This window comes from Sanguibacter sp. Z6_81 (assembly GCF_057180625.1).
The window spans coordinates 343,206-368,869 of sequence record NZ_JBXUFV010000001.1 but is presented as its reverse complement, the minus strand read 5'-3'; the positions used below and the strand labels follow the sequence as shown (position 1 = coordinate 368,869).

Here is a 25,664-nt window from a genome sequence, read left to right as displayed (position 1 = left end):
GATTTGCACGAGTCCTAGACTCCCGGCATACCCATCGGTGTGATCGCGAGACAGGTTCAGAGCAATGACTGACAGCGGCATCGGCCTCGTGTACGACGAGGTCTCCAACACCGCCGTGCGGCTCACGTCGCACGCGACGGACCTGGCGGCGGCGGTCCACATCATCGACCCCGGCGTCGGCGACTACGGGGACGCCGCCGCCACGACCGCTGCGAGGACGTTCAAGGTGGAGGTCGCGGCACGGGTCGCCGCGCTGGCCACGGACTTCACCGACCTCGCGACCAACGTGACACGGAACCTCCAGTCGCACAGCGACCAGGACCACGTGACCGCGAGCGCCTTCTCGACGGCAGGAGGGCGGCCCTCATGGCCTCGCTCTTCTCCGGAATGATCAACCCCTGGGACGGAGCGCGGCTCTGGAACGCGCTCGACGTCGCTCTCGAGGACTGCGGCTCCTCGGAGCTCCTCATCACGGCCGACCTGGGACAGATCGGGACCGTCTCTGCGAACTTCACGTCCTTGAAGGACACCTTGTCCACCATCGCGACCGACAGTCGCACGACGGTCAACGACACCGTGCACTCCTGGTCGGGAACCGATGCGGACGCCTTCAGGACCGTGGGCCGGACTGCCGCCGCGACCGTACACAGCCTCGTCGCGCCACTCGACACGATGGTCGGCGGGTACACGACGTTCGTCCAGTCGATCACGTACATCCGGGACCTCGTCGACTCGGTGCTGGACGCGGGTGACGCTGCCGCGCACGTGCGGAGCGGGGGCCAGATGCACTCGCCGTCGTCGCCGATCCAGTACAGCAGTGTCGGTCGCGGGGGCTGGGCCGTGGGAGAGAACAACGAGGCGACGTTCCAGGGGATCATGGCCTACCGGCCGATGCCCTCGTGCTCGACGTGCCGGGGAATCGACTGGAACGTCAAGGCCAACCGGGACGACCCACCGGCTGTGCCCCCGTGGAACTCGTCCGGGGGAGCCGGAGCGATGTACCGGCAGAGCGCGGACTCGCCCTGGTCTCCGCCGACACTGTCCGAGCCGGTGCCGGTCGACTGCGGCTGCCCCGCGCTCGCGAGGGAGGTCGCCGCGACCCGCGACGCGGACGTGGAAGCGATCAACGTGGCCAGGGGTGACCTCAAACGTCACATCGCCGACGCCGTCACCGCTCGCACAGCCTTCCAGACCACCGCCGAGCAGGCGTACGCAGCGCTCGACGTCGCGGTGGACGGCGCCTGGGGTGCGCTCGACGACGAGACGCTGCCCGGTCCTGGGGGGCCGCCCCCCGGCGGCATCGGTGGTGGGGGTCCAGGGGGCCCGGTCGGTGGCGGCGGGGGCCGAGGTGGCCCCATCGGTGGTGGCGGGGGAGGCGGCGCTCCCGGTGGGGGATCCGTCCCGCCCCCGCGCCCCGAGATGCGATTCGAGGAGCTCGAGGTGCCTGAGCTCCAGGCCGAGGTGCCCACGCTCGAGACGTCCGTCTCGGAGACCGTGGCGCCCGCGGAGCCGACGGACAGCGCATCCGTCGACAGCAGCGAACAGACGCCTGCGCCGGACGCGCGGTGGGTGACCGAGCAGCTGGCCGTCCGTGACGTCTCGGACGGGACGTGGACCGTCACGGACGATGCACGGTGGACCGAGTACATGCTCAGCGACCCCGGGTTCCAGGACCGGGTCACGACAGGGTCGACCGATGCCTGCCGTGATGCGGTCGGTGCCTACCTCCGGACCGGTGCGAGCGTCGGGGAGTTCGCCTCAGCGACCTCGGGGGCGCCCGGGAGCGGGGCCACCACAGACGCCACGCCGGACGGGGGCGTGCAGAGTGCCGGGCCCGTTGACGCACCGGCGGGGAGGCCGTCGTTGGGAGACCGGCTCGGTGCGCTCCCCACGCACGACGCCGTCGCCGGACCGGCCGACTCCGCCCATCTCGAGCACGACACAGGCGATCTCACCCATGCTGGCTCGACGAGCGTCGTCCCGATCGGGGACGGGCGCTTCGCGGTGACGCTCGAGGTCGAGCACACGTACACGGACCGCATCGAGCCGGGAGAGACGTTCGAGCCCGGGTCGTGGCAGGACGGCGCCAGCGAGCTCCTCACCCTCGACATCGAGGAGCCGTACGACCTCGAGGTCTCATGGACGGAGCAGCAGACAGTCATCCTCGACGCCCAGGGCCACGTCTACACGCTGGAGCCGACGGCGGTGAGGTGATGGCGGTCAGGTGATGGTGGTCTGGATCTCCGCGACCGGGATCCCGACCACGGACGTCATGGTCTGTGGTTCCAGCGCGCCGCGGTCGACCCCGTTGCCGGACCACCGCGTGGCCCATCCTGTGCTCACCGTCAGCGGTGTCCTCAGGTCAGGTTGGTTCGCGCTCGACCGGGTGAAGACGATCGAGCACTCGCCCTGCGCGGCAGGGGTCCACTCCACGCCAGACCCCTGGCACACCGCGGTGTCAGCGCTCGGAGCGCTCAGCGTCATGGTCTGCTGGGTGGCATAGACGGTCGCCGAGTTCGCGCCGGCCGTCGCTGTGACCTCGAGCTGTTGTGCGGGATCGACCAACCACACCCACGTGTCCATGTTGACGATCGTCGCGGCATTGCCCCTCAGCTGCGGATTCCACTCAACCTCGGGATCGGGGAGCGCGACCTGCCTGAAGGCGATCTCCATGAGTGTCTCGACCGGGACCTCGGGGACGGGCGGCGCCACACCGGCGGGGACGAAGAGCCAGTCGTTGCTGGCCAGGTACGCGTTGCGCACGGCATCGAACTCATCCCACTCACCCGAGAAGTTCCTCCCGGAGCACTTCGCGTAGTACCAGACGCCCTCGGCGTCGGTCGCGAACTCCGCGATCCGCTCGGGCGCGAGATCGGGCCCGTACACCGCCCCGTCCGGCAGGTAGGTCATTCCGGGATGGTTCGCGGTGGCCGTGGCGAACTCGTCCATCTTCACGCCTGTCCAGGGACTCTTCTGGAACCAGCACGTCGGTTGCACGGTCACAGCCCGGGTCTCGACGGTGAAGCTTCCCGAGCCCGCGCGCGTCCCCGTGCCACTCACCGTGACCGAGACCGAACCCTCAGCCGCCTGGCCGTCGGAGCATCCGTTCCAGGGACATGATCCTGCGGGTTCAGCAGCGACCGCAGGAGCTGACGTCAGTGACAGTGCCGCGCCCATCGTCAGCATGAGGAGACCTACCAGCGAGGGGTGACGGCTGCTCATGCTGCGTCCTCGACGGAGCAGGCTTCCTCGTCGATCCAGTACTCCTGCACGAACCATGTCCCTTCGAGCTCCGCGAGCTCGGCGTTCCTGCGGAACGTCGGGGCTGCTTCCCCGTCGAACGCCCGAACCGTCCCATCGGAATAGATCGCAGTGACGTCGACGTCGCTGCCGCATGCGCTGATCACCGCGTAATCCTCCTGGATGATGTCGACCCGCACAGAAGAGCGCGCCGTGCCACCGAACGTGAAGCCCTGCGTCGTCTGAAAGGCCACCCGTTCGGACACCACATTCAGAGCGTTGGCTGTCGCGAGCCCCGGGAGGGCATCCGAGACGACGTTGGCCTTGAGGGACTCCCAGTACGCGACCTCGAAGGCCAGGTACGCGTTCACGGCCGCTGCCTCCGGGCCTGTTGCGTCGGGTAGGTTCGTGAAGACGATCCCCGCTGCCGGATCGCTGAGGTCGACGACGCCGTCGACCGGCGGTGGAGTCGTCGGTTCGACGGGCGCCTCCGTCGTCGGCTCCTGCGTGGGCGACTGTGCGGTTCCGCCTGACTGCACTGTCGTCGGCTCGTCGTCCGCGTCGTCGCCTGAACAGCCCGCGATCAGCACACCCCACACCAGGGTGGCGGACGCGATCTTCACTGCGGTGCGGACCTGCGTCACGGGACTTCCTCTCGGGCTGCGGCGCACTACCCTCGCATGAGCACCCGGACCGCGCTATGGGGACATCTGCCCACAATCGTGTCCGCGATCGCGCCGTCGCTCACCGGCGCCCGGCTGCCCCGATGTCGGGCACGAACCGCGCGACGTCCTCGGCGCCCGGCCTCCTGGCACGACCGTCCCGTTCTCACAACGCGTGGCACCGGTGTGTGCCGAGAAGGTTACGGTCGATTAACTCCCCGACGCATCGGGGCGAAACACGCACTTCATAGCCTGCTGGGAGCGCTCGACGACTCGGGCCGCGCTCACAGGAGGCCGCTATGACTGTTCCCACCTCGACCACGCCGGGCTCGGCGTCGGACACCCGGAGCGCCACGGACGTATCGTCCGAGCCGCAGCACACGACGTCGGTCGCGCACGTGCGCAAGGGCCGGTGGATCGACAACTGGGACCCGGAAGACACGACGTTCTGGAACGACGGCGGCAAGAAGATCGCCACCCGGAACCTCTGGATCTCGGTGTTCGCGGAGTTCCTCGGGTTCGCGGTGTGGGCGACCTGGAGCATCGTCGTCCCGCAGCTCGCGGCCGCCGGCTTCGCCCTCACGCTCGACCAGCAGTTCTGGCTCATCGCTGTACCGAGCCTCGTCGGTGCGACGCTGCGCATCCCGTACACGTTCGCCGTCCCGCTCTTCGGTGGCCGCAACTGGACGATCATCTCGGCGCTGCTCCTGCTGCTCCCCACGCTCTCGCTGGCGTGGGCGGTGCAGCGGCCGGACACGTCGTTCGGGGTGCTGCTCGTCATCGCGATGCTCGCCGGCGTCGGTGGTGGCAACTTCGCCTCGTCGATGGCGAACATCTCCTTCTTCTACCCGGAGAAGGAGAAGGGCAAGGCGCTCGGCCTCAACGCTGCCGGCGGCAACCTCGGCACGGCCGCGGTCCAGTTCGCCGTGCCGCTCGTCATCGTCGCCGGCGCAGGGATCGCGCTCGAGCGCGCCGGACTCATGATGGTGCCGTTCATCCTCCTCGCCGCGTTCCTCGCGTGGAAGTACATGAACAACCTCACCTCCGCCCGCGCCGACTACAAGTCGTTCGCGGCTGCCACCCGCAACCGCCACACGTGGATCATCTCGTTCCTCTACATCGGCACGTTCGGCTCCTTCATCGGGTACGCCGGTGCGTTCCCGACGCTGCTCAAGGGCCAGTTCCCCGAGGTGACGCTGTCCATCGCGTTCCTCGGCGCGCTCGTCGGGTCCCTCGCCCGCCCGTACGGCGGGATCCTCGCCGACAAGATCGGTGGGGCCCGCGTGACGATCGCGGCGTTCGTCGTCATGGCCGTCGGTGCGTTCGGCGCGATCCAGGCCCTGGACAGCCACAGCTTTGGCCTGTTCCTCGGCTCCTTCCTCGTGCTGTTCGTCGCGACGGGTATCGGGAACGGGTCGACGTACCGGATGATCCCGGCGGTGTTCCAGGTCGGTGTCACGGACGCGGACGCGCGGGCGAAGGCGCGCAAGGCCGCAGCCGGGTGCATCGGCATCGCGGGTGCGATCGGCGCGTTCGGCGGGTTCCTCATCCCGCGCGGCTTCGCGGTCTCCAACGACCTCGCCGGAAGCCTCGTGCCGGCGCTGTGGGCGTTCATCGGCGTCTACCTCGTCATGAGCCTCACCGTCTGGGCCGTGTACCAGCGGCGCGGTTCCGCGATGTCGGCGCAGAGCATCTGAGCGGATCGTCCATGACCCAGCAGTCCCGCCTGGCGGCACCGCCGGCTGAGCCCACCTCCACGCACTGCCCGTACTGCGCCCTGCAGTGCGCCATGAGCCTGGAGCGGCCCGCCGGCGGTGCCGGCACGCTCCCGGGCGCGACGCCCGCGGGCTCGACGACGCCGGAGACGTCGTCGCCGGGTACGCCCCTGCCGGGCACGACGGCGACCCTGGCCGCGCTGCCGGTCGTCGTGCAGGGGCGGGACTTCCCGACCAACCGGGGTGGGCTGTGCCAGAAGGGCTGGACGAGCGCGAGCGTGCTGGGCACCCCGGACCGGATCACGACCCCGCTGGTCCGGGGCGCCGACGGCGAGCTGCACGCCGCGACGTGGGACGAGGCGCTCGACCTCGTCGCCGCTCGCGCGCAGCAGATCGCCGCGGAGCACGGCCGGGACTCGGTCGCGGTGTTCGGCGGCGGGGGGCTGACCAACGAGAAGGCGTACGCGCTCGGCAAGTTCGCCCGGACCGTCCTGCGGACCGCGAACATCGACTACAACGGCCGGTTCTGCATGGCGAGCGCGGCCGCGGGCGCCAACCGGGCGTTCGGCGTCGACCGGGGGCTGCCGTTCCCGCTCGCCGACCTCGGTGGCGCGCAGGCCGTGCTGCTCCTCGGCAGCAACCTCGCCGAGACGATGCCGCCGTCGGTGCAGCACCTCGCCGGTGCCCGGGAGCGGGGTGGGCTCGTCGTCGTCGACCCGCGGCGCAGCGCGACGGCCGTGCTCACCGAGGACGGCGGGGGCATCCACCTGCAGGCCGTGCCCGGGACGGACCTCGTCGTGCTCCTCGCCCTGCTGCACGTCGTGTGGGCCGAGGGTCTCGCCGACGCCGCGTACGTCGCGGCGCGGACCACCGGGGCGGATGCTGTGCGCCGGTCCGCCGCGGCCTGGTGGCCGGAGCGCGCGGAGCAGGTGTGCGGGGTGGCCGCGGACGAGCTGCGCCGGACCGCCCGGCTGCTCGCAGCTGCCAGCCCTCTGCACGGGGGTACCGGCGCCTACATCCTCACGGGCCGTGGGGTCGAGCAGTCGACGCAGGGCACCGCGACCGTCACGGCCGCGATCAACCTCGCGCTCGCGCTCGGCCTTCCCGGGCGCGTGGGCAGCGGGTACGGCGCCATCACCGGTCAGGGGAACGGGCAGGGCGGGCGCGAGCACGGACAGAAGGCCGACCAGCTCCCCGGGTACCGCAAGATCGACGACCCGGCGGCGCGCGAGCACGTCGCGGCCGTGTGGGGCGTGGACCCCGCGACGATCCCCGGTCCGGGGCTGCCCGCCGTCGAGCTGCTGCGGCGGTTGTCCGCGCCGGCGGAGGACGGGAAGCCCGCGGGCCCGAAGATGCTGTTCGTCCACGGGTCCAACCTCGTCGTCAGCGCGCCCAACTCCCGGAAGGTCGTCGCGAACCTCGAGGCCCTCGACTTCCTCGTCGTCTGCGACTTCGTCCCGTCCGAGACCGCGCGGCTGGCCGACGTCGTGCTGCCAGTGACGCAGTGGGCGGAGGAGGAGGGCACGATGACGTCGCTCGAGGGCCGGGTGATCCGCCGACGCCGCGCCCTGCCCGCGCCCGGCGACGTGCGGTCCGAGCTCGACATCCTCGCCGACCTCGCGGTCCGGATGGGGTCACCCGTCCATTTCGACACCGACCCTGCCGAGGTGTTCGACGAGCTCGCCCGCGCCAGTGCTGGCGGACCGGCCGACTACTCGGGCCTCAGCCACGCCCGGCTCGACGCCGAGCCCGACCTCTTCTGGCCGTGCCCCGCAGAGGCTCCCGCCTCCGCGATGCCTCCCGCCTCCGCGACGGTCGCGATCCATGCTGCGCGGACGGACGTCGGCTCGACCCCCGCGCTGCACCCGGGCACCCCGCGCCTGTTCCTCGACCGCTTCCCGACGCCGGACGGTCGCGCCCGGATGGTCACCGTCGACCACGTCGGGCCGAGCGACGACGTGCGACCCGGCGCCCCGATCTATCTCGTCACCGGGCGCGTGCTGCAGCACTACCAGTCGGGCGCGCAGACCCACCGGGTGGCCGAGCTGCACCGCGCGGTGCCCGACGCGTTCGTCGAGATCCACCCCGTCCTCGCCCAGCGCCTCGGCATCGACGACGGCTCCTCCGTGCGGCTCGAGTCGTCCCGCGGGGCCATCACCGCGGCCGCCCGCCTCACGACGACGATCCGCCCCGACACCGTGTTCATGCCCTTCCACTGGAGCGGCACGGGCAGCGTCAACCGCATCACCACCGACGCGACCGACCCGATCTCCGGCATGCCCGAGTTCAAGGTGTGCGCCGTGGACGTTAGCGCGGCAGGAATGCCCGTCCTCGACCCGCTGGCCGGGTCGCCCGACCTCGAGAGGGTTCCGTCATGAGCGTCGTCCCACCCGCGGGTGCTGCACCGACCGGCGGCGCAGTCGCTGCCCCCGGCGCCACGCCCACGCTGAGCGAGGTCGTCGTCATCGGCAACGGCATGGTCGGGTCCCGGTTCGTCGAGGACCTCTTCGCGCGCGACGGCGCGGGGGAGCAGGCCCGGTTCCGCGTGACCGTCCTCGGCGCCGAGGAGTACGAGCCGTACAACCGGGTGCTGCTCAGCGAGGTGGTCGCGGGGAAGATCGACGTCGCCTCCCTCGCGCTGCCGGCACTCACGCACGAGCGCGCGACGGTGCACCGCGGCGCGGAGGCGGTGCACATCGACCGTGCCGGTCGTCGTGTCCTCGCGGCCGACGGCACCGTCCACCCGTACGACGCCCTCGTCCTCGCCACCGGGTCCGCCGCCCGGATCCCCGCGATCGCCGGCCTCGAACCGGACAGCGGGCTCCCCGCCGGGGTGCACGCGCTGCGCACGCTCGACGACGCGCGGGAGATCGTCGCCGCGACCGTGAACGTCCGCAGCGCCGTCGTCATCGGCGCCGGCGTGCTCGGCCTCGAGGCGGCGTGCGGGCTCGCGCGTCGCGGGCTGGCCGTGACTGTCATCCACGGCGGGGCGAGCCTCATGGACCGCCAGCTCGACGCCGCAGCCGGTGAGGTCGCCGCACAGACCCTCGCGTCCCTCGGTGTTGCGCACCGGACGGGTGCGCGGACCGAGGAGGTGCTCGTGGCCGACGGCCGGGTCACCGGGGTGCGGGTCGTCACCACGACCGCCGACGGCGGGGCGAGCGACGAGGTCGTGGACGCCGGGCTCGTCGTCCTCGCGTGCGGCACCGTCCCGGAGTCGGGCGTCGCGACGGCCGCCGGGCTCCCCGTCGACCGCGGCGTCGTCGTCACCGCGGAGCTCGTCAGTCCGGCGGATCCGCGGATCTTCGCGATCGGCGACTGCGCTCAACCGCCGGAGGGATCGACCGGACTCATCGCGCAGGGCTGGGACCAGTCCCGGCGCCTCGCCGACCACCTCACGGTGCGGGCCGCCCACGAGGGCCGGCTCGGCCTCGTCCGGCTCGGGGGCCTGCGGTTCGACCGCCCGAGCATGGCGCTGCGGCTGAGCATGAACGTCGTGACGCGGCCGGCGCCGGGGGGAGCGCCCGACGACGCCACCCGCGGAACCGACGTCGTGCGGCTCAAGGCAGCAGGCCTCGACGTCGTGACGATGGGCGTCTGTGGGGCGCGCCGCCCCCAGGACCCCCGGAACCGCGCGGTCCGCCTCTCCGACCCCGGGGCCGGGCGCCACGTTGAGGTGGTCGTCTCTGGCGGCTTCATCGTCGGCGCGATGTGCGTGGGCGCCCCACAGATCGGTGCCGACCTCACGGCCGCCTACACGCGCCGCACCCCCGTCCCGTCCGATCCCGCGTACCTCCTGCTCCAACCCGTCGCGTCGGCCGCGGCCACCGCGACGAACCCGACGAACATGCCCGACCGCACTACCGTGTGCCGCTGCAACGGCGTGAGCAAGGGCGACATCGTCGACTGCTGGCAGCACGGCGCCCGTACCGTCGAGGCCATCGCGAAGGCGACGCGCGCGACCACGGGCTGCGGCGGCTGCAAGGACCTCGTCTGCGGGCTTGCGAACTGGCTCACGGCGTTCATACCGGACGGCGGCTCGGGAACTGACGCACCTCACAGGTTGCGTCGTTGACACCGCACCTGCCTGACGCGTGACCCGCGGAGGGTCGAATAGCGCCTAGAGGGCTGCTCGAACGCGTCCGCGCAGTCACGTATGCCATATCTGCGGTAGGTGTGTGACTTTGCGCATAGGATCGGCTCCGACACCGCCGACTCACGAAACTGATCGACCAGGAAGACCGCGGCCCACCGCTCGCGGGCTACGACTGATCGAGGCCGACCGAAAGGTACTTCCCCGTGGAAATCGTCTCGTTCTTTAACCACAAGGGCGGAGTCGGCAAGACCACTCTGCTTTTCAATGTCGCTCTTGCGCTGGCCCGCCAGGGTTCCAAGGTCCTATTGATCGACGCGGATGCGCAGACGAACCTGACTGGCGCCGCACTGAGGGCCGATGACTACGAAAGTGCTGTTAGTGGAAAGCGCACACTGTACGACCAGCTCGTGCCGGTGATTCGGGGCACCGGAGATTTTGTGCAGATGGAACCAAAGAAGATTCGGGACAACGCGTGGATTATACCGGGCAGCATTCAACTCAGTGAATTCGAAGCGCTCTTGCCTCAGGCGTGGAACGATAGTTTCAGTGGTCAGTACCAAGGGTTTCAGCGTACTGTTGCGATCCATCGAATCATTAAGGCCGCAGCCGCTACGGTAGACGCTGATTATGCGTTCGTAGACCTCGGTCCGAGCGTTGGCGCTCTCAATCGTGTCGTTCTGCTTGGCTCCGATGGCTTTGTCGTACCATTGTCACCAGATCTTTTCTCTCTAACCGCTCTCCCGAGTGTAGGGGCAAGCATTGAACGATGGATCGCGGACTGGGACGCAGCGTACGCCTCGGGCCAGAGGACGAAGGTAGTCGAGGACTTCGAAGAGGGTGCAATTTTCAAAGGACGGCCGCGTCCTCTCGGTTACATCAGCCAGCAGTTTGCGAGTTACCGAAGCGCCCCGGCCGCGGCTTTCCAGCGCTGGCTCGAGGATATCCCTCAGATGTACGAGAACGAAATTGTACGGCGTCTGAAAGATGCCGGGATTCCTGTTCCGCCAGCGCCGCATCAGATTGGCGAGGTGCGCAACTTGAGTAGTCTCGTTCCGCGTGCACAGGACAGCAATTCGGCGATATTCGAGCTATCTGGTGCAGAGGCGCGTGGCGCGCAGTATATCCGCGCACGTGACACGCTATCCGATTTCGAACGGTTGGGCGCCTCGATTATCCAACGCCTGGGCTAATGATGTCCAATGGTTCGATTGTGCTCATAGACACGAATATCCTGCCCAACAAGGGGGGGTTCGAGACGCTTTTCTGGCAGTCGCTCAAGAAGGTCTGCGAAACCAAGGCTATGACGCTGGCGATTCCAGAGATCGTGCTGCACGAAAGCGTAAATATGCGTCGTGTGCAGGCCGCCGATTGGTCGCAGACGCTACTCGATAGTCATCAACGCTTATCGCGTATAGTCGAGATGGAGCCTCTGTATCTGCCTGGACCGGAAGAAATTAGTGCCAGCTGGGAGCGGCAACTACGTGACTACTTCTCGGTGATACCAGCGAACGGAGAGGATGCTTTGCAGGCGCTCGTGCGTGAGGCGCAACGAGTGATGCCTGCCCGAGAGGGGCGGGGCGGCCGTGATTCGCTAATTTGGCTTACGGCTTTGCGTCTCGCTGGCTCTGGGGCGGAAGTCTCAGTGGTGACTGAGAATACGCGCGATTTTGGCGCCGGAAACAGCCTTCATCCGCATCTAGCCCGCGAGGCGGAAGGGCTGTCGGGTAGCGTCATTTACTATTCGAACGCGAACCTGCTGGTGAGCGCTGTTGCCGACAACATTGTGGCGCCGTCGTTCAGCGAGGTGGACGCAGGTCGAATTCTTGAAGCAGGGGTGCGTGACGCGGTTCTGGGACTCATCGGGCGTGAGGGTCATGAGGACGTAGATATCAATGAGGTTGTGGAGGCGGACGTAGCGTTCTCGAATCTAACCACTCCGCGGGCCTACGTTATCGATTCCAAGGGAATAATGCGTGTAAGCGGGAGTGTTGCATTGAACGGGTCCGACTCTATATCCCCATTCTTTATTGCGGGCTTCGCGTCTTGGGTTCCCTTCGACCCGACGGGAGGGGACTTCGGGAGGACGGATGTGGAGTTGACCGATGTGCGCTTCTCGTAGGAGGTGATTTTAGGCGGTGGTATAAATGCGCGCGTTCCAGAGGGCCCGTGAGGGCGACTTCGCCGGTAGGCCTTTGATGGACCGAGAATTCTGCCGCGGGATGACTCTTGATTTTGGCGGTCGCGTTTCTGTCGCCACAGGGCTCGAGTGGAGTTCCTGGTGATTTGAGAGGGCGACGGCTTGGGCTCGGACGTGCTCACCGAGGGGTGCGGAGGCAAATCGCTTTATGAGATCAAGCATGCGGAAAAATGCCCAATCGTGGCTCGCGATCGCGAGTGTTAGCTACTTGAAGCGCCGGTGGCCGCACGAGGATATGCGGAAGAGTGTCAAGTAGCTGATCATCCGCTCGCGAAGGTGGGGGTGGTTGATTGGCGGTGGGTATCGGCTTTGGATCCTAACGATCCGTCGTAAGGAGCGGGGCCGCACACCTCACACCCACCCCCCGTGAGGAGTGAGAGAACCGTTACGGCAGGGAAACTCCCGGCGTGACCGGGAGAAATCAGCGGTTCCTACCGTTGTGGGCATGGCCCAGGAACTCGCACCCAGCAAGCACGTCGTCGTCGTCGGCGGTGGCATGGTCGCCCAGCGTCTCGTCGAGGCGCTGCGCGCCCGCGACACCGATGGCGCCTACCGTGTGACGCTCTTCGCGGAGGAGCCCCGGTACCCCTACGACCGCGTGGCCCTCACGTCGTACTTCTCCGCGCGGGACCCCGAGGAGCTCAACCTCGGCGACCCGGAGCTGTGGAACGACCCCCTCGTCACCATCGTCCGGGACTGCAAGATCGACGCGATCGACCGCGACGCCCGGCAGGTCACGGACCGCCTCGGCCGGGTGTGGGACTACGACGAGCTCATCCTGGCCACCGGTTCCAACGCCGCCGTGCCGCCCATCCCCGGCGCCGACCTGCCGGGCGTGTTCGTCTACCGCACCATCGACGACGTCGCCGCCCTGCGCGGTTGGGTCGAGGAGAAGCGCACGCGGTTCAACCGCCCCGTCCGCGGCGCTGTCATCGGCGGCGGCCTCCTCGGCCTCGAGGCCGCCGGTGCGCTCAAGGCTCTCGACGCCGCACCCACGGTCATCCAGTTCGGCACCCACCTCATGGACGCGCAGATCGACCTCGGTGGTGGCGAGGCGCTCAAACGCCTCATCAACGGCATGGGCATCGCGGTCCGGGTGAGCACCGGCACCAAGGAGATGAAGCCCGCACGCAGCACCGGTCACGTCGGCCGGCTCGACTTCAACGACGGCGGGCGGCTCGACGTCGACGTCGTCGTCCTCGCCACCGGGGTGCGGCCCCGTGACGAGCTCGCCCGCGACGCCGGTCTCGAGATCGGGGCGCGCGGCGGCGCCGTCGTCGACCTCGGCTGCCACACCGAGGACCCGCACATCTGGGCCGTCGGCGAGGTCGCGTGCATCGAGGGCCGCTGCATCGGCCTCGTCGCCCCCGGCTACGCCATGGCCGAGGTCGTCGCCGACCGCCTCCTCGGCGGGCAAGCCACCTTCCCGGGCGCCGACACGGCGACCAAGCTCAAGCTCCAGGGCGTCGACGTCGCGAGCTTCGGTGACGCGTTCGCCCGCACCGCAGGCGCCATGGAGCTCGTCTACGCCGACCCCGTCGCCGGCCTGTACAAGAAGCTCGTGCTGTCCGACGACGCCCGCACCCTCCTCGGTGGCGTGTTCGTCGGCGATGCGTCCGCCTTCGCGGGCCTGCGCCCGCTCGTCGGCCGCGAGCTCGCCGGCGACCCCGGCGCCTACCTGCTCCCCGAGGGCTCCGCACCGGCAGCGGGCGCGGACCTGCCCGACGACGCCAACGTCTGCTCCTGCAACAACGTCTCCGCCGGCACCATCCGCGGTGCCGTCACCGAGCACGCCTGCACGGACCTGCCGGGCGTCAAGGCGTGCACCAAGGCGGGCACGAGCTGCGGGTCCTGCCTGCCGCTCGTGAAGAAGATCGTCACCACCGAGCTCGAGAAGTCGGGCGTCGAGGTGTCCAAGGCGCTGTGCGAGCACTTCGACCTGTCCCGCGCCCAGCTGTTCGACGCCGTCCGTGTCACCGGGCTGCGGACCTTCAGCGAGATCATCGCCCGGCACGGGACGCGGGGGCGTGGGTGTGACATCTGCAAGCCCGTCGTCGCGAGCATCCTCGCCTCCACCGGCCACGAGCACGTGCTCGCGGGCGAGATGGCCGCCCTGCAGGACACCAACGACCATGTCATGGCGAACATGCAGAAGGACGGCTCCTACTCCGTCGTCCCCCGGATCGCGGGCGGTGAGATCACCCCCGAGGGGCTCATCGTCATCGGCGCCGTCGCGAAGGAGTTCGGGCTCTACACGAAGATCACGGGCGGGCAGCGCATCGACATGTTCGGGGCGCGCATGGACCAGCTCCCGGCGATCTGGAAGAAGCTCGTCGACGCCGGGTTCGAGTCCGGCCAGGCGTACGGCAAGTCGCTGCGGACCGTGAAGTCGTGCGTCGGGTCCACGTGGTGCCGGTTCGGTGTGCAGGACTCCGTCGGGCTCGCCGTCGCGCTGGAGAACCGGTACCGCGGGCTGCGCTCACCCCACAAGATCAAGCTCGGCGTCTCCGGGTGCGCCCGCGAGTGCGCGGAAGCCCGCGGCAAGGACGTCGGCGTCATCGCCACCGACAAGGGCTGGAACCTCTACGTCGGCGGCAACGGCGGGTTCACGCCGCGCCACGCCCAGCTCTTCGCCGAGGACCTCGACACCGAGGCGCTCGTGCGCACCATCGACCGGTACCTCATGTACTACGTCCGCACCGCCGACCGCCTGCAGCGCACCGCGCCATGGATGGAGGAGGTCGAGGGCGGTCTCGACGGCGTCCGCCAGGTGATCATGGAGGACTCGCTCGGCATCTGCGCCGACCTCGACGCCGCCATGGCGGCTCACGTGGACAACTACGAGGACGAGTGGGCCGCGACCCTCGACGACCCCGAGAAGCTGCGCCGGTTCGGCGCCTTCATCAACGCCCCCGACGTGCCCGACCCGTCCTTCGCGTACGTCCCCGAGCGCGGCCAGGCCCGCCCGGCGACGCCCGAGGAGCGCGAGAGCGGCGCCGTCCTCATCGCCGGCACCATCCTGGAGGTCCGATCATGACGCTCGACGCCCAGCTCGACGACCCGACCACCACGCCCGCAGCCGACGACCGAGCAACCTCCACGGTGACCATCGCCGGCGCACCCGCAGCCTCGCCGTGGGTCGTCGTGTGCCGGCTCGACGACCTCGCCCCCGAGCGTGGCGCGGCCGCCCTCGTCGGGGGTGAGCAGGTCGCGGTGTTCCGGCTCGCCGACGACACCGTGCACGCCGTGCAGCAGCTCGACCCGTTCAGCGGCGCGTACATCATGGCCCGGGGGATCGTCGGAACACGGGGCGACATCCCCACCGTCGCCTCCCCGATGTACAAGCAGATCTTCGACCTGCGCACGGGCACGTGCCTCGAGGCCGTCGGCGCCGAGCCCCAGCATCTGCGCACGTGGCCCGTGCGCATCGAGGGCCGCACCGTCCTCGTCGGGGCGGCGCCGACGTCCGACGCATGACGGTCGCGGACCGCTACGACGCCGCCTGAGGGTGTGGGACCTGTGCGCCGCGCAGCGACAGCACCATGCTGTGCGCGTCGCGCGAGGGGTCCGCGAGGAGGGGCCGGGTCCGCACGACGCGGAACCCCAGCCGGAGGTAGAGACCTGTGGCGCGCGGGTTGTCGGCCATGACCCGGAGCTCGAGCTCCGTGTGCCCACCGGTCCGGGCCCAGTCGATCACGGCACGCAGCAATCCCTCACCGGCCGCGCCGCCCCGCCACTGCGGCTCCACCCACATGGCGGCGACGTGCGCCCGACCGTCCACGACGGTCCCGGCAGCCATACCGACGGGCCGGCCGTCCGAGAGTGCGAGGTAGATCGCGGCAGCACGCAGCCACGACCGCCACCGCTCCTCGACGTACGCCGTCTCGTCCTCGAGAGTCGACCGGAAGGCGTCCGGAGCGTCGGCGAGGGCCGCGAGCCGCACGCCCCGCACGACGTCCCAGCGGTCCTCGCCGGCACGCACGACGGTCACGGGCGGCGGGTGCTGCTGCATCGCGCCACGGTAGCCCAGCGGCGTCAGTAGGTGAACTGCTCGACCTGGGTGCGGAGCCCGGTCGCGAGGGCCGCGAGCTCGGTGATCGAGTCCTGCGTGTGGCTCAGCGCCTCGGTCGTCGAGGCCGTGGCGTCGAAGACGCCCGTGATGGTCAGCGCGATCTCCGAGGACGCACCGGCCGCTTCCGCGACGACGCGGGACATCGCGGTGGTCGTGGCCGTCTGCTCGTCCACGGCGGCGGAGATCGTCGCCTGGTAGTCGTCGATGCTCGCGATGGTGGACGAGATCTCGTCGATCGCGGAGACCGCACCTGCGGTGTCCGAGGTGATGGTCGCGACCCGGCGTGAGATGTCCTCCGATGCGCGAGCCGTCTCCTGGGCGAACTCCTTGACCTCGTTGGCGACCGCAGCGAACCCCTTGCCCGCCTCTCCCGCCCGGGCAGCCTCGATCGTCGCGTTGAGCGCGAGGAGGTTGGTCTGCTGCGCGATCGACGTGATGACCTTGATGACGTCAGCGATCTCCGCGGAGGACTCGCCCAGCTTCCGCACCATCGACGTCGCGGTCGCGGCACTCGTGACCGCCTGCGTCGCGACGCGGGCCGCCTCGTTCGTGTTCCTCGCGATCGCGAGGATGGACGCGCCCATCTGCTCCGCACCCGTGGCGACGGTCGCGACGTTCCCCGACACGTCGTGGGCCGCGGCAGAGACGACGCTGGAGCGCACGGATGCGGACTCGGCTGCATCGGCGATCCGCTCAGACGTCACGGCCAGCTCGGTGGACGCCGCCGCCACGGCTGCGGCCGACGACGCCACGGACGCGAGCGTGCCGCCGATGGTCGCCGCCGCATCGTTGAGCGCCAGGGCCATCTGCCCGGTCTCGTCATGCCCGGTGACCTCGACCCGCACGCTCAGGTCGTTGGCTGCCATGCGCTGGAGGCCGTCCCGGACCCGCCAGATGCCCGACACGATCGCGCGGACCGTGACGAGTGCGAGTCCCAACCCGACGAGCAGGGCGACGACGGTGACAGCGAGGGTCGTCGTGCGGCTCGCGGCTTGCAGCTCGTCGCGCTGCGCGGTGATCTCCCGGACACGGTCCTCGACCGAGGCGACGAGCTCGTCCATCTCGACGGTGACGACGTCGTGGATGTCCCACTTCGCACCGGTCGAGACGGCGTCACCGGAGTCGAGCTCTTCCGCTTCCCACAGGTCGAGGACCTGATCGTTGTAGGCCACCATGGCGGGCCAGTGGTCCTCGACGGCGGCGAGACTCTGCAGGCCCTCCTCGGCGAGGAGGGACCTGTCGATCTGGAAGACCTTCTCGAACGCGGCGACAGCCGCCCGGTACGTCGTGACGTTGTCCCCGCCCTCGGCAGCGGCCTGTGCGCCGCCGACGACCCGGGCGTTCCATGCGGTGATGTTCTGCCAGTTCGTCGCCCACAGCAGCTGGTACTTCGCGTCGGTGACGGCGTTCTGCGTGTGGACGGCTGCGGTCACGGCATCATCGAGGGCAGACACGCGCGCCTGCGACGTGAGCGCGATGGCGCTGACGACGACGAGGCCCGCTCCGAGTGTGCCGACAGCCAGACCGATCCGGCTCCCGATGCTCAGGTCGCGCCACGATCTCGCTCGGTGACTTCTGGTGACTGACGTGCATCTGGGCTCGCTCATGCTGATGTCCTTGTACGCGGGAGTCGTCGACGCGGAGAGGCGGGCGTCCGAGGTCGTTCTCAGGGGTTATCGGCGGCTTCGGAGCGTGGCTGAGGAGGCTCAGCGGGTGAACGCCGCGGCGTCGGTCGCGTCAGATGTGGCGTGAGTGCTCGAGCAGGGCCACCGTTGGTCGCAAGAGTGTGTCGGGAAAGGGGGGTCCCGTGCCGGTCTGGGTGGAATCGGGCCTCTGGGCGCTGCTCGCAGGATCCACGCTCCTCCTCGGCGCCGTCGTCGCGTGGGTGGTCCGCATCCCCGAGCGTGTCGTCGCCGGGGTCATGGCGTTCGGGGCCGGCGTCCTCATCTCGGCCGTCGCGTTCGACCTCGTCGACAAGGCCGACATCGATGGCGGGCTGCTGCCCACGTCGGTCGGGTTCCTCGGCGGGGCGGTCGCCTTCGTCGTGCTCAACGTCGTGCTCGCCCGGCGCGGGGCGGAGAACCGGAACCGGGCGGGCGCCCTCCAGCCGTCGGAGAGCCAGAAGCTCGGCAGCGGGCTGGCGATCGCGATCGGCGCGCTCATCGACGGTGTCCCCGAGTCCATCGTGCTGGGGATCTCTCTCCTCGACGGCGACGGCGTGAGCGTCGGGGTCTTCGTCGCCATCGCCATCTCCAACCTCCCCGAGGGACTCTCCAGCGCTGCGGGCATGAAGGAGTCGGGCCGCAGCGCCCGCTACGTGTTCGGCGTGTGGGGCGGGATCACGCTCGCCAGCGGCGCGGCCGCCCTCGTCGGCAGCCTTGCGCTCGGCAACGCCTCCGGGACGACGATCGCGGTCATCACGTCGATCGCGGCGGGCGCGATCCTCACGATGGTCGTCGACACGATGGTGCCGGAGGCCGTCGAGGAGACCCACCTGAGCACAGGGCTCCTCGCCAGCTGCGGGTTCCTCGTCGCCTTCGCGATCCAGGGACCGGCGACCTGAGGTCGCGGGTCCCCGGACCGCGGGTCGCAGGTCGCGACGGCGCGGCGTCCCTCAGCGACGGGGGAGGAGCCGGTCGAGGTAGTCGTTGCGGAACACACCGCGGGGGTCGAGGCGTGCAGCAAGGTCGGTGAAGTCACCCAGCCGGGGGTACAGCTCGGCGAGACGCTCGGCGCTCGTCGTGAAGAGCTTGCCCCAGTGCGGGCGGGCGTCGTACGGCGCGAGCGCCTCCTCGATGAGAGGAAGGACGGCCTCGACCTCGGGCTGGCGGTCCAGCCACGTGAAGTGCAGGGCGACGGTGTCCTGCTGGCCGGACGGGCTGAGCCACAGCCCGTCCGGTGCCATCGTCCTGATCTCCGTGATCTGCAGGAGCGGCACGACGTGCTCCCGCAGCCCACGGACCGCGGCGATCGCGGCGAGGGCGTGCTGCCGGGGGACGAGGTACTCCGTCTGGAGCTCCTCACCGTTGCTGGGTGTGAACTCCATCCGGAAGTGCGGCAGGCGCTCGTGCGACGGACCCGGGACACCGAGCTGCTGCGTGCAGCTCTCGGCGGAGATACCCGGCAGCGGGTGGAGGTCGGTGACGGCCGGCCGGGCACCATGGAAGTCCGTACCGGCGTCGAGGGGAGCCTGCGACGGTCGGTCGGTGCGGGACTTCAGCCACACCTGGTCGATCCCCTCGTCGCCCCACCGGGTGAACAGGCTCACCGAGTACGCCGCGCTCGTGATCGCGTCGAAGTCCTGCTCGAGCGTCGACCACGCCAGCCCTTCGAAGAGGTCCTGCCGCACGTCGTACGCGGGCTCGACGGCGAGGGTGACGCGGGTGATGACGCCGAGCGCACCGAGGTGCACGACGGCGGCCTCGAGCGGGAGGTCCGTGTCACCCTCGCGGACCGTGATGACGTCGCCCGTCCCCGTGACGAGCTCGATCCCGACGACCGCGCCGGCGAGGGCCGTGTTGCCGTCACCCGACCCGTGGGTACCCGTGGCGATCGCGCCGCCGACGGAGATGTGCGGCAAGGACGCGAGGTTGTGGACAGCGAGGCCACGCGTGAGCAGAGCCGCCGCGAGGTCGCCGTACCTGACGCCCGCCCCCACGGTGACTGTCGTACGGCCGTCGTCCGTCGTGCGGACGTCGAGCCCGCCGTCCCCGCCGGAGACGAACTTCGCCATGGACAGCAGCGTGCCGGTCGTGTCCGCGATGTCGTTGAAGCAGTGCCGGCTGCCCAGCGCCCGGACCTTGTCCGCACGGGTGACGATCTCCTGCACCTGCTCGGTCGTCGTCGGGTACTCGATGGCCGCTGCGCGGTACGCGAGGTTCCGTGACCAGTTGTACCCACCGACGGGCTCCGCAGCCGCGCCCCGCGGTGCCCCGTCCGTGGGGGCGCCGTCCCCGCTGGGTCCGTTCCCCGTCGTCCCCGTGGGCATGCTCGTGTCCGTCACTAGGTCCTCTTCCTCCTCGCTCGACGGGCGCCGTCGCCCGTCACCCGTCATCGTCCGCCCGTGCGGCGCCGCTCACCACTGCTGGGGCGGCGACTCGGCGTCGTCGTCGAGCCAGCCCTCGGTCTCCCGCCGCTCCTCCTCACCCTGACGGTTGCGCTCCTCGAGCTCCCGGGCTCGACGCTCCTCCGGGGTCAGTGGCTCCTGCGGCTCCTGGGGTTCTTGCGGGTCCTGGGGGTCCTGCGGGTCCTGGGGTTCTTGCGGGTCCTGGGGGTCCTGCGGGTCCTGGGGGTCCTGGGGTTCTTGCGGATCCTGAGGATCCTGGGGGTCCTGCGGCGGGGGCGGCGGGTTCTCCAGCGCCTCGCGCTTGTCCCGTGCGCTCGTCTCCTTCTCCGTCACCCGGTCACGTGCCTCGTCGTCGTCCGGGCACTCGTTCCAGACCCGCATCTCGTTGGCGTCGGCGTAGAGCTCCTCCGCCTCCGTGTAGCTCTCGATCGCGAGGTCCTTGTACGTCTCGGGGTCCGGCGCGGTCCCGTCGTCCGGCACGTCGTCGCCCAGCGCGTCGAGCGCCTGCTGCTCACGCTTCATCCGGTCGACGTGCCCGTCGCCCACCCCTTGCGCCACGTCGCCCTGGAGCTCGTGCGCGACAGCGAGGTTGACCTGGATGATGCACACGGGCACCTGCTCGTCGTCCGCGATCTCGGCGACGTCCGCCGGGGCGTCGGGCGCGGCGTCGTGCGCGCGGAACAGCTCCTCGATCGCGGGTTCGAGCTGGTTGTCGCGCAGCAGCGCGGTCCCTTCCGCGAAGTGCACCTTCCACTGCTCGGCCACGTTGAGCGTCTGCAACCAGTGGTACGACGCCGCCGACTCGGCGAACGTCCCGGCGCTGTACTCGTCCTTCGCCGAGCCCGAGACGATCGGCACGGAGAAAGCCTTCCAGGCGCCGCCGAGGAGCACGAGCACGAGAGGCAGGGTCCACCAGAACAGGCGCTTGCGACGCCGCAGCCGCTCCGCCCGCAGCCGGGCGACGCGGTCGTACTCGAGGACGCGGCGGCGTTCCTCGGCACGGTGCTCGAGCTCGGCACGGCGCGCAGCCTTGCGGTCAGGGCGCTGTGCTGCGCGCTGGGACACCTTCGACGGAAGGTCGGTCTGCTCAGACATGCTCCACCCCCACGGAGTGCCCGATCCGCCGTCCGGCGGCCCATGCCTCGAGGGCGAGGAGGAGCGCGAGCGCGATGCCGAACGGCCAGAGGACCATCTGGTAGGAGGTGAGCGTCCGGCGGCCGTCGGACGCGATCTGCTGCGGGTCGATGTCGGCGACCATCTCCGCCGTCTCGCCCGGCGCCGTCCGCTGGAGGTACTCGACGCCCAGCTCGTCCGCCACGGCCTGCAGCTCTTCCGGGTCGAGCACAGACAGCGCGTCGGGCTCGCCGGGCTGCGTGGAGTCGACGATGTAGTCGCCCTCGGGGCTCTGACCGTTGTTGAAGATCGGGTCGTACTCCTTCATACGGCCACCTTCCTCGGTGCCGTACCCGAGCACGGCGCCTCCGTCGACGAGGGGCTCGAGGTCCGCGAACGAGCGGCGGCTGCCCTCCGCGGTGTTCTCGCCGTCGGTCATGAAGAACACGAGGCGGACGTTGGAGGGGTGCTGCTCGGCGGCGCCGGTCAGTGCGCGGGAGAGCTCGTCGAGGGGCCGGTCGATGAGCGAGCCCTGCGAGTAGATCGTCACCTCGCGCTCGAGCGTCTGGGTCCAGGACACGACGGCGCGGGCGTCCGTGGTGAGCGGCAGCTGCCGGCTCGCCTGGGAGTCGAACGAGATGATCGAGTACCGGGCGCCGGGGATGTCCGCGGTGAGGCTCTGGATGTCGGCACGCACCCCGTCGAGGCGCTGCTCCGTGCCGTTGTAGTCCTCGGCGGCCATGGACCCGGTGCGGTCGACGACGAAGAAGACGTCGACCGCGGTGACGGACGTGTCCACGCCCGACCTCGGGACGCTCGGCGCGAGCCCGATGCACGCGAGGACGGCGACGACGGCGAACCGGCGCATCCAGGCCCACGCCGGCGCGGTGCCCTGCTGCTTGCGGCGGACGAGGCCGCGCACGGCGAGGAACCCCGTGAACCCGAGCAGGGGCACGAAGATCGCCAGCAGGGCTGGCAGCGGGAGCAGGTACTGGAGGATCATTCGCGCAACCTCCACTGCACGACGAGGAGGAGCGTCACGCCGACGACCGCGACGACGAACCACGGTCCGGCCTTGTCGGCGCTCGTCACCTCGGGGGCGGCATCGAGGTCCACGGCCTGCTGGGCCTGCACGTCCTCGACCATCTGCTCGACGGCATCGCCGTCGTCGCTGTAGAAGTACATGCCCCCGACGCTCTCGATCGCCTCGCGGTACTCGCGCTCGAGGTTCTCCGAGCCGCCCCAGTCGGACGCACCGTAGAGGCCGTTGAGGGCGATGCCGCGCTCGTCGGCGAGGGTCACCGCCTCCTGGAGCGTGTAGATCGGGGTGCCGAGGAGGTCGTTGTCGGTCGCGAGGATGATCGAGCGGGAACGCTCGGTCTCGGTCTCGTCGAACTGCAGGGCGCAGTTGGCGAGCCCGTCGCCGATGAGCGACGAACCCTCCGAGGTGCCTGTCGTGCCCGCGGTGAAGCGCAGGTAGCGCTCGGTCGCTTCTTCGTCGCCGGAGTACTCGAGCTCGGGGTCGAGAGCTACCGCCGCCTCCTCGAGCTGGTCCTGGACGAGCGTGTAGTCGTCGGTCAGCGGGAACACCGTGCGGGACGTCGAGTTGAAGATCGACAGTGCGATGCGCTCGCCCTCGAAGCTCTCCACGAGCTCGGCGAACACCTCCACCATCTCCTTGTCGTACTCGAGCATCGATCCGGAGACGTCGAGGCACAGGACGATGTCCCGGGTGCCGAGCTTCTGGTTGACGACGGACACGTCGACGGGCCGGGCCGCGATGAAGCCCGCTCCGAGGACCGCCACGGTCAACCCCAGCACACCGGTCCACTGCAGCAGCCGGTACCGCAGGACCCACGCGCGGAACGCCGGGATCTGCTCGAGGTAGTCGGAGTTCGCGACCCAGACAGCCTCCTCGGACTCGACCTTGCGCGGGTGGCGGGTGAAGTACCAGGCGACGGCGAGCGCCCCCAGGGCGACGAGGAGGACGACGACGACCACCCACGGCCAGCGGATCGCGGAGGAGACCTCCTCCGCTGCGAGGATCACCACGAGGAGATCACCGTCCTCGCGCCGTCGAGCCCTTCGTCACCGGTCTCGGTCGTCGTGCGCGCGAACGACGGCTGGTAGTAGCGGGCGATGAGGTTCGCGAGGCGGCTGGCCCCGGTGAGGTGCTCGAGCTCGGTGAGCGTCATGACGGAGGTGTCGACCCCGCGGCGGCGCCCGGCGAACTCCCGGACGATTCCGCTCAGTCGCAGGTGGAGCTCTCGGACGTCGATCTCCGCGGCGCGGAAGGCGCGCTCCACCTCGTCGACGCGCGCGAGGTAGACCACGCGCAGGTCGACGAAGGGGTCGCTGCCGGCGGCGTAGCTCGTGGGCGGGGGCGCGGGGGTCACCGGCTCCTCCTCGGGTCGACGCCGCGTGATGATGAAGAGGGTGACGAGCCACGCGACGACGACGGTGACGAGCACGAGCCCGACGATCGCCCACCACGGGCTGAACGCCACCGGGGCGACGATGTCATCGACGGGCACGCTTCTGCCTCCCCAGGAGATCGATGAACTGGAGGACGACGTCGTCGGTGCTCGTGGCGATCATCCCTTGGATCTGCTGGCGTCGCAGCAGGTCGGCGACGACCTGGCGTCGAGCGCGGACCACCTGCTCCGCGGAGTGCTGCAGAGCCTTGCGCTGCTGGAGGTACGGCGGGAGGAAGAGCGCGTCGTTGACGTCGCGGACCGGCTTCTTCGTCGGGCCACCCGTGAGGGTGAGCGCGGAGGCGTCCGCGACGGCGAGCACCATGACCTCGTGCCGGACGCGCAGCTGGCGCAGGAGGCGCTCGTGCTGGGGCTCGGGCCGGGCCTCGTCGGTGATGACCATCATGAGCGAACGTCGTTGGAACGCCGTCATCGCACGTTCCAGCGGCCGGTTGAGGTCGCTCGCCGGGGCGTCGATGTCGAAGAGGCCCGCGGCCTGGTGGAGCATGATCTCGAGGTCCTGGGTGCTCGCGCGCGGTGGGCGTTGCACGAGCCGCTCGGCGTCGCCGGCGACGAGCGCGACGCGGTCGCCCCGGTCGCGGGCGAGGTAGGCGACGAGCGAGGCCATGAAGCACGCGACGTCGGACTTGTCCTCGCCGCCCGCGGAGACCGCGGCCATGTTGCGCCCGGTGTCGAGGACGATGACGAGGTTGAGGTTCGACTGCCGCACGAACCGTCGGATGATCGGGATCCCCGCACGCGCGCTCGACTTCCAGTCGACGTCCCCGACGTCGTCCCCGGGGGAGTAGAGCGACAGGTCGTCGAAGTCCTGGCCATGGCCCTTGAAGATCGACCGGTGACGACCCTCGAGCAGACCGGCGGCGCGGCGCGCCACGGGCAGCTCGAGTCGCGCGCGGACCTGCGCGAGCCGGGAGATCTCGTTCATGGCGTCGTCACGGGTCTCAGGGAGTGGGGACGGCGTCGAAGATCGCGTCGATGAGCTGCTCGGGCTGCACGTTGTTCGCGAGGGCGTCGAAGGTCCGCACGAGGCGGTGGCGGAGCACCGCGTACCGGACGGCCTTGACGTCGTCGGGGATGACGAACGAGCGGCCCGCCTGGATGGCGAGCGCCTGGGCCACCCGCATGAGGGCGATGGAGCCTCGGGGGCTCGCGCCGACGCGGACGTGGTTGGACAGTCCCTGCACGGGCCGTGGGCCCGAGAAGCGGCTCGTGTTGATGATGTCGACGATGTACCGCTTGATGGAGGCGTCCACGTAGACCTCGTCGACGAGCCCCTGGAGGAACCGCACGTCGTCGAGCGTGACCGGGGTGACGTCGATCGGCGCCGACTGACGGCCCGACGAGATGCGCTCGAGGATCTCCACCTCGTGCGCGGCCGTGGGGTACGTGAGGATCTCCTTCATGAGGAACCGGTCCATCTGGGCCTCGGGCAGCACGTAGGTGCCCTCCTCCTCGATGGGGTTCTGCGTGGCGAGCACCATGAAGGGGTCGGGCAGCGGGTACTCGGTGCCACCGATCGACGTCTTGCGCTCCTGCATCGCCTCGAGCATCGCCGACTGCGTCTTGGCGCTCGAGCGGTTGATCTCGTCGAGGAGCACGAGGTTCGCGTGCACGGGTCCGAGCTGGGTGGTGAAGGAACCCGTGCCGTAGTTGTAGATCTGCGTGCCGACGATGTCGTTCGGCATGAGGTCCGGTGTGCACTGGATGCGGTGGAACGACCCGCCGACCGCAGCGGCGAGGGTCTCGGCCGCCGTCGTCTTGGCCAGGCCGGGCACGCTCTCGAGGAGGATGTGCCCGCCGGCGATGAGCGAGCTCACGAGAGCGGTGCGCAGCGCCTCCTGTCCGACGACGCGCCGGTCGAACACCTGACTGATGGTGCCGAGCAGGGTCCGTGCCCGCTCGAGCTCTGCGGGCGTGATGCCGCCTTGGCCTGCGCTCATGCGTCATGCACCTTTCGTCGGGCGAGTCGGCCCTCAGTATGCCAGCGGGCGCGCTCGGAGTGACCGAG

Annotated in this window: 21 protein-coding genes; 10 read left to right on the top strand and 11 right to left on the bottom strand. The window is 69.9% G+C overall.

Annotated elements, in window-relative coordinates; translation table 11 throughout:
* The first annotated feature begins 64 nt into the window (after positions 1 to 64).
* Positions 65 to 391, top strand: a complete 327-nt coding sequence (locus tag AC2AXK_RS01715) for a hypothetical protein (RefSeq protein ID WP_484343603.1) — start codon at positions 65 to 67, stop codon at positions 389 to 391.
* Positions 367 to 2,214, top strand: a complete 1,848-nt coding sequence (locus AC2AXK_RS01710; RefSeq protein ID WP_484343602.1) for a WXG100 family type VII secretion target — start codon at positions 367 to 369, stop codon at positions 2,212 to 2,214. The genes AC2AXK_RS01715 and AC2AXK_RS01710 overlap by 25 nt, the downstream gene beginning before the upstream one ends.
* A gap of 6 nt (positions 2,215 to 2,220) precedes the next feature.
* On the opposite strand, the gene AC2AXK_RS01705 is transcribed toward AC2AXK_RS01710, so the two are convergent.
* Positions 2,221 to 2,949, bottom strand: coding sequence for a hypothetical protein (locus AC2AXK_RS01705; RefSeq protein ID WP_484343601.1), 729 nt, complete (start codon positions 2,947 to 2,949; stop codon positions 2,221 to 2,223).
* Between the two features lie 269 nt (positions 2,950 to 3,218).
* On the bottom strand, positions 3,219 to 3,884 hold the full coding sequence (locus AC2AXK_RS01700; RefSeq protein ID WP_484343600.1) for a hypothetical protein: 666 nt from the start codon (positions 3,882 to 3,884) through the stop codon (positions 3,219 to 3,221).
* Between the two features lie 317 nt (positions 3,885 to 4,201).
* On the opposite strand from AC2AXK_RS01700, the gene AC2AXK_RS01695 reads away from it, so the two are divergent.
* The 7 genes from AC2AXK_RS01695 to nirD all read left to right on the top strand — a co-directional run bounded on the left by AC2AXK_RS01695 (position 4,202) and on the right by nirD (position 15,387).
* On the top strand, positions 4,202 to 5,599 hold the full coding sequence (locus AC2AXK_RS01695; protein WP_484343599.1) for an MFS transporter: 1,398 nt from the start codon (positions 4,202 to 4,204) through the stop codon (positions 5,597 to 5,599).
* An 11-nt stretch (positions 5,600 to 5,610) separates the two neighbouring features.
* A complete protein-coding gene (locus AC2AXK_RS01690) occupies positions 5,611 to 7,995 on the top strand; it encodes a molybdopterin oxidoreductase family protein (RefSeq protein WP_484343598.1) in 2,385 nt (794 codons plus the stop codon).
* A complete protein-coding gene (locus AC2AXK_RS01685; RefSeq protein WP_484343597.1) occupies positions 7,992 to 9,692 on the top strand; it encodes an FAD-dependent oxidoreductase in 1,701 nt (566 codons plus the stop codon). The genes AC2AXK_RS01690 and AC2AXK_RS01685 overlap by 4 nt, the downstream gene beginning before the upstream one ends.
* Positions 9,693 to 9,916: 224 nt before the next feature.
* A complete protein-coding gene (locus AC2AXK_RS01680) occupies positions 9,917 to 10,903 on the top strand; it encodes a ParA family protein (protein WP_484343596.1) in 987 nt (328 codons plus the stop codon).
* Between the two features lie 20 nt (positions 10,904 to 10,923).
* Positions 10,924 to 11,832, top strand: coding sequence for a PIN domain-containing protein (locus tag AC2AXK_RS01675; RefSeq protein ID WP_484343595.1), 909 nt, complete (start codon positions 10,924 to 10,926; stop codon positions 11,830 to 11,832).
* Positions 11,833 to 12,355: 523 nt separating this feature from the next.
* The gene (gene nirB, locus AC2AXK_RS01670; protein ID WP_484343594.1) at positions 12,356 to 14,947 is read left to right on the top strand and encodes a nitrite reductase large subunit NirB; all 2,592 of its coding nucleotides are present in this window, start codon (positions 12,356 to 12,358) and stop codon (positions 14,945 to 14,947) included.
* On the top strand, positions 14,944 to 15,387 hold the full coding sequence (gene nirD / locus AC2AXK_RS01665; RefSeq protein ID WP_484343593.1) for a nitrite reductase small subunit NirD: 444 nt from the start codon (positions 14,944 to 14,946) through the stop codon (positions 15,385 to 15,387). The genes nirB and nirD overlap by 4 nt, the downstream gene beginning before the upstream one ends.
* Before the next feature lie 13 nt (positions 15,388 to 15,400).
* On the opposite strand, the gene AC2AXK_RS01660 is transcribed toward nirD, so the two are convergent.
* Together AC2AXK_RS01660 and AC2AXK_RS01655 are read right to left on the bottom strand one after the other, a co-directional pair.
* The gene (locus AC2AXK_RS01660; protein ID WP_484343592.1) at positions 15,401 to 15,922 is read right to left on the bottom strand and encodes a GNAT family N-acetyltransferase; all 522 of its coding nucleotides are present in this window, start codon (positions 15,920 to 15,922) and stop codon (positions 15,401 to 15,403) included.
* A gap of 23 nt (positions 15,923 to 15,945) precedes the next feature.
* On the bottom strand, positions 15,946 to 17,589 hold the full coding sequence (locus tag AC2AXK_RS01655; protein WP_484343591.1) for a methyl-accepting chemotaxis protein: 1,644 nt from the start codon (positions 17,587 to 17,589) through the stop codon (positions 15,946 to 15,948).
* A gap of 200 nt (positions 17,590 to 17,789) precedes the next feature.
* Between AC2AXK_RS01655 and AC2AXK_RS01650 the strand changes: the two genes are divergently transcribed.
* A complete protein-coding gene (locus AC2AXK_RS01650; protein ID WP_484343590.1) occupies positions 17,790 to 18,545 on the top strand; it encodes a ZIP family metal transporter in 756 nt (251 codons plus the stop codon).
* 51 nt (positions 18,546 to 18,596) lie between these two features.
* Here AC2AXK_RS01650 and AC2AXK_RS01645 read toward each other — a convergent pair whose 3' ends face one another.
* From AC2AXK_RS01645 to AC2AXK_RS01615, 7 genes are all read right to left on the bottom strand, one after another.
* Positions 18,597 to 19,985 carry a D-arabinono-1,4-lactone oxidase gene (locus AC2AXK_RS01645; protein ID WP_484343589.1) on the bottom strand — a complete coding sequence of 463 codons (1,389 nt, stop codon included), beginning with the start codon at positions 19,983 to 19,985 and terminating at the stop codon, positions 18,597 to 18,599.
* Positions 19,986 to 20,057: 72 nt separating this feature from the next.
* Positions 20,058 to 21,143 (bottom strand): hypothetical protein, encoded by a 1,086-nt coding sequence (locus AC2AXK_RS01640; protein WP_484343588.1) that lies wholly within the window; start codon positions 21,141 to 21,143, stop codon positions 20,058 to 20,060.
* Positions 21,136 to 22,164 (bottom strand): vWA domain-containing protein, encoded by a 1,029-nt coding sequence (locus tag AC2AXK_RS01635; protein WP_484343587.1) that lies wholly within the window; start codon positions 22,162 to 22,164, stop codon positions 21,136 to 21,138. The genes AC2AXK_RS01640 and AC2AXK_RS01635 overlap by 8 nt, the downstream gene beginning before the upstream one ends.
* Positions 22,161 to 23,213, bottom strand: coding sequence for a vWA domain-containing protein (locus AC2AXK_RS01630; RefSeq protein WP_484343586.1), 1,053 nt, complete (start codon positions 23,211 to 23,213; stop codon positions 22,161 to 22,163). The genes AC2AXK_RS01635 and AC2AXK_RS01630 overlap by 4 nt, the downstream gene beginning before the upstream one ends.
* Positions 23,207 to 23,695 (bottom strand): hypothetical protein, encoded by a 489-nt coding sequence (locus tag AC2AXK_RS01625; protein ID WP_484343585.1) that lies wholly within the window; start codon positions 23,693 to 23,695, stop codon positions 23,207 to 23,209. Before AC2AXK_RS01625 ends, AC2AXK_RS01630 begins: the two co-directional genes overlap by 7 nt.
* Positions 23,682 to 24,581, bottom strand: coding sequence for a DUF58 domain-containing protein (locus AC2AXK_RS01620; protein WP_484343584.1), 900 nt, complete (start codon positions 24,579 to 24,581; stop codon positions 23,682 to 23,684). Before AC2AXK_RS01620 ends, AC2AXK_RS01625 begins: the two co-directional genes overlap by 14 nt.
* Before the next feature lie 16 nt (positions 24,582 to 24,597).
* A complete protein-coding gene (locus AC2AXK_RS01615; RefSeq protein WP_484343583.1) occupies positions 24,598 to 25,596 on the bottom strand; it encodes an AAA family ATPase in 999 nt (332 codons plus the stop codon).
* Between the last annotated feature and the right edge of the window lie 68 nt (positions 25,597 to 25,664).

Bases quoted from the DNA above. Each gene is read 5' to 3' on its own strand.
- AC2AXK_RS01715 (WP_484343603.1), top strand. From the start codon at position 65: ATGACTGACAGCGGCATCGGCCTCGTGTACGACGAGGTCTCCAACACC.
- AC2AXK_RS01710 (WP_484343602.1), top strand. From the start codon at position 367: ATGGCCTCGCTCTTCTCCGGAATGATCAACCCCTGGGACGGAGCGCGG.
- AC2AXK_RS01705 (WP_484343601.1), bottom strand. From the start codon at position 2,949: ATGGACGAGTTCGCCACGGCCACCGCGAACCATCCCGGAATGACCTAC.
- AC2AXK_RS01695 (WP_484343599.1), top strand. From the start codon at position 4,202: ATGACTGTTCCCACCTCGACCACGCCGGGCTCGGCGTCGGACACCCGG.
- AC2AXK_RS01690 (WP_484343598.1), top strand. From the start codon at position 5,611: ATGACCCAGCAGTCCCGCCTGGCGGCACCGCCGGCTGAGCCCACCTCC.
- AC2AXK_RS01685 (WP_484343597.1), top strand. From the start codon at position 7,992: ATGAGCGTCGTCCCACCCGCGGGTGCTGCACCGACCGGCGGCGCAGTC.
- nirB (WP_484343594.1), top strand. From the start codon at position 12,356: ATGGCCCAGGAACTCGCACCCAGCAAGCACGTCGTCGTCGTCGGCGGT.
- nirD (WP_484343593.1), top strand. From the start codon at position 14,944: ATGACGCTCGACGCCCAGCTCGACGACCCGACCACCACGCCCGCAGCC.
- AC2AXK_RS01660 (WP_484343592.1), bottom strand. From the start codon at position 15,922: ATGCAGCAGCACCCGCCGCCCGTGACCGTCGTGCGTGCCGGCGAGGAC.
- AC2AXK_RS01655 (WP_484343591.1), bottom strand. From the start codon at position 17,589: ATGAGCGAGCCCAGATGCACGTCAGTCACCAGAAGTCACCGAGCGAGA.
- AC2AXK_RS01640 (WP_484343588.1), bottom strand. From the start codon at position 21,143: ATGTCTGAGCAGACCGACCTTCCGTCGAAGGTGTCCCAGCGCGCAGCA.
- AC2AXK_RS01635 (WP_484343587.1), bottom strand. From the start codon at position 22,164: ATGATCCTCCAGTACCTGCTCCCGCTGCCAGCCCTGCTGGCGATCTTC.
- AC2AXK_RS01620 (WP_484343584.1), bottom strand. From the start codon at position 24,581: ATGAACGAGATCTCCCGGCTCGCGCAGGTCCGCGCGCGACTCGAGCTG.
- AC2AXK_RS01615 (WP_484343583.1), bottom strand. From the start codon at position 25,596: ATGAGCGCAGGCCAAGGCGGCATCACGCCCGCAGAGCTCGAGCGGGCA.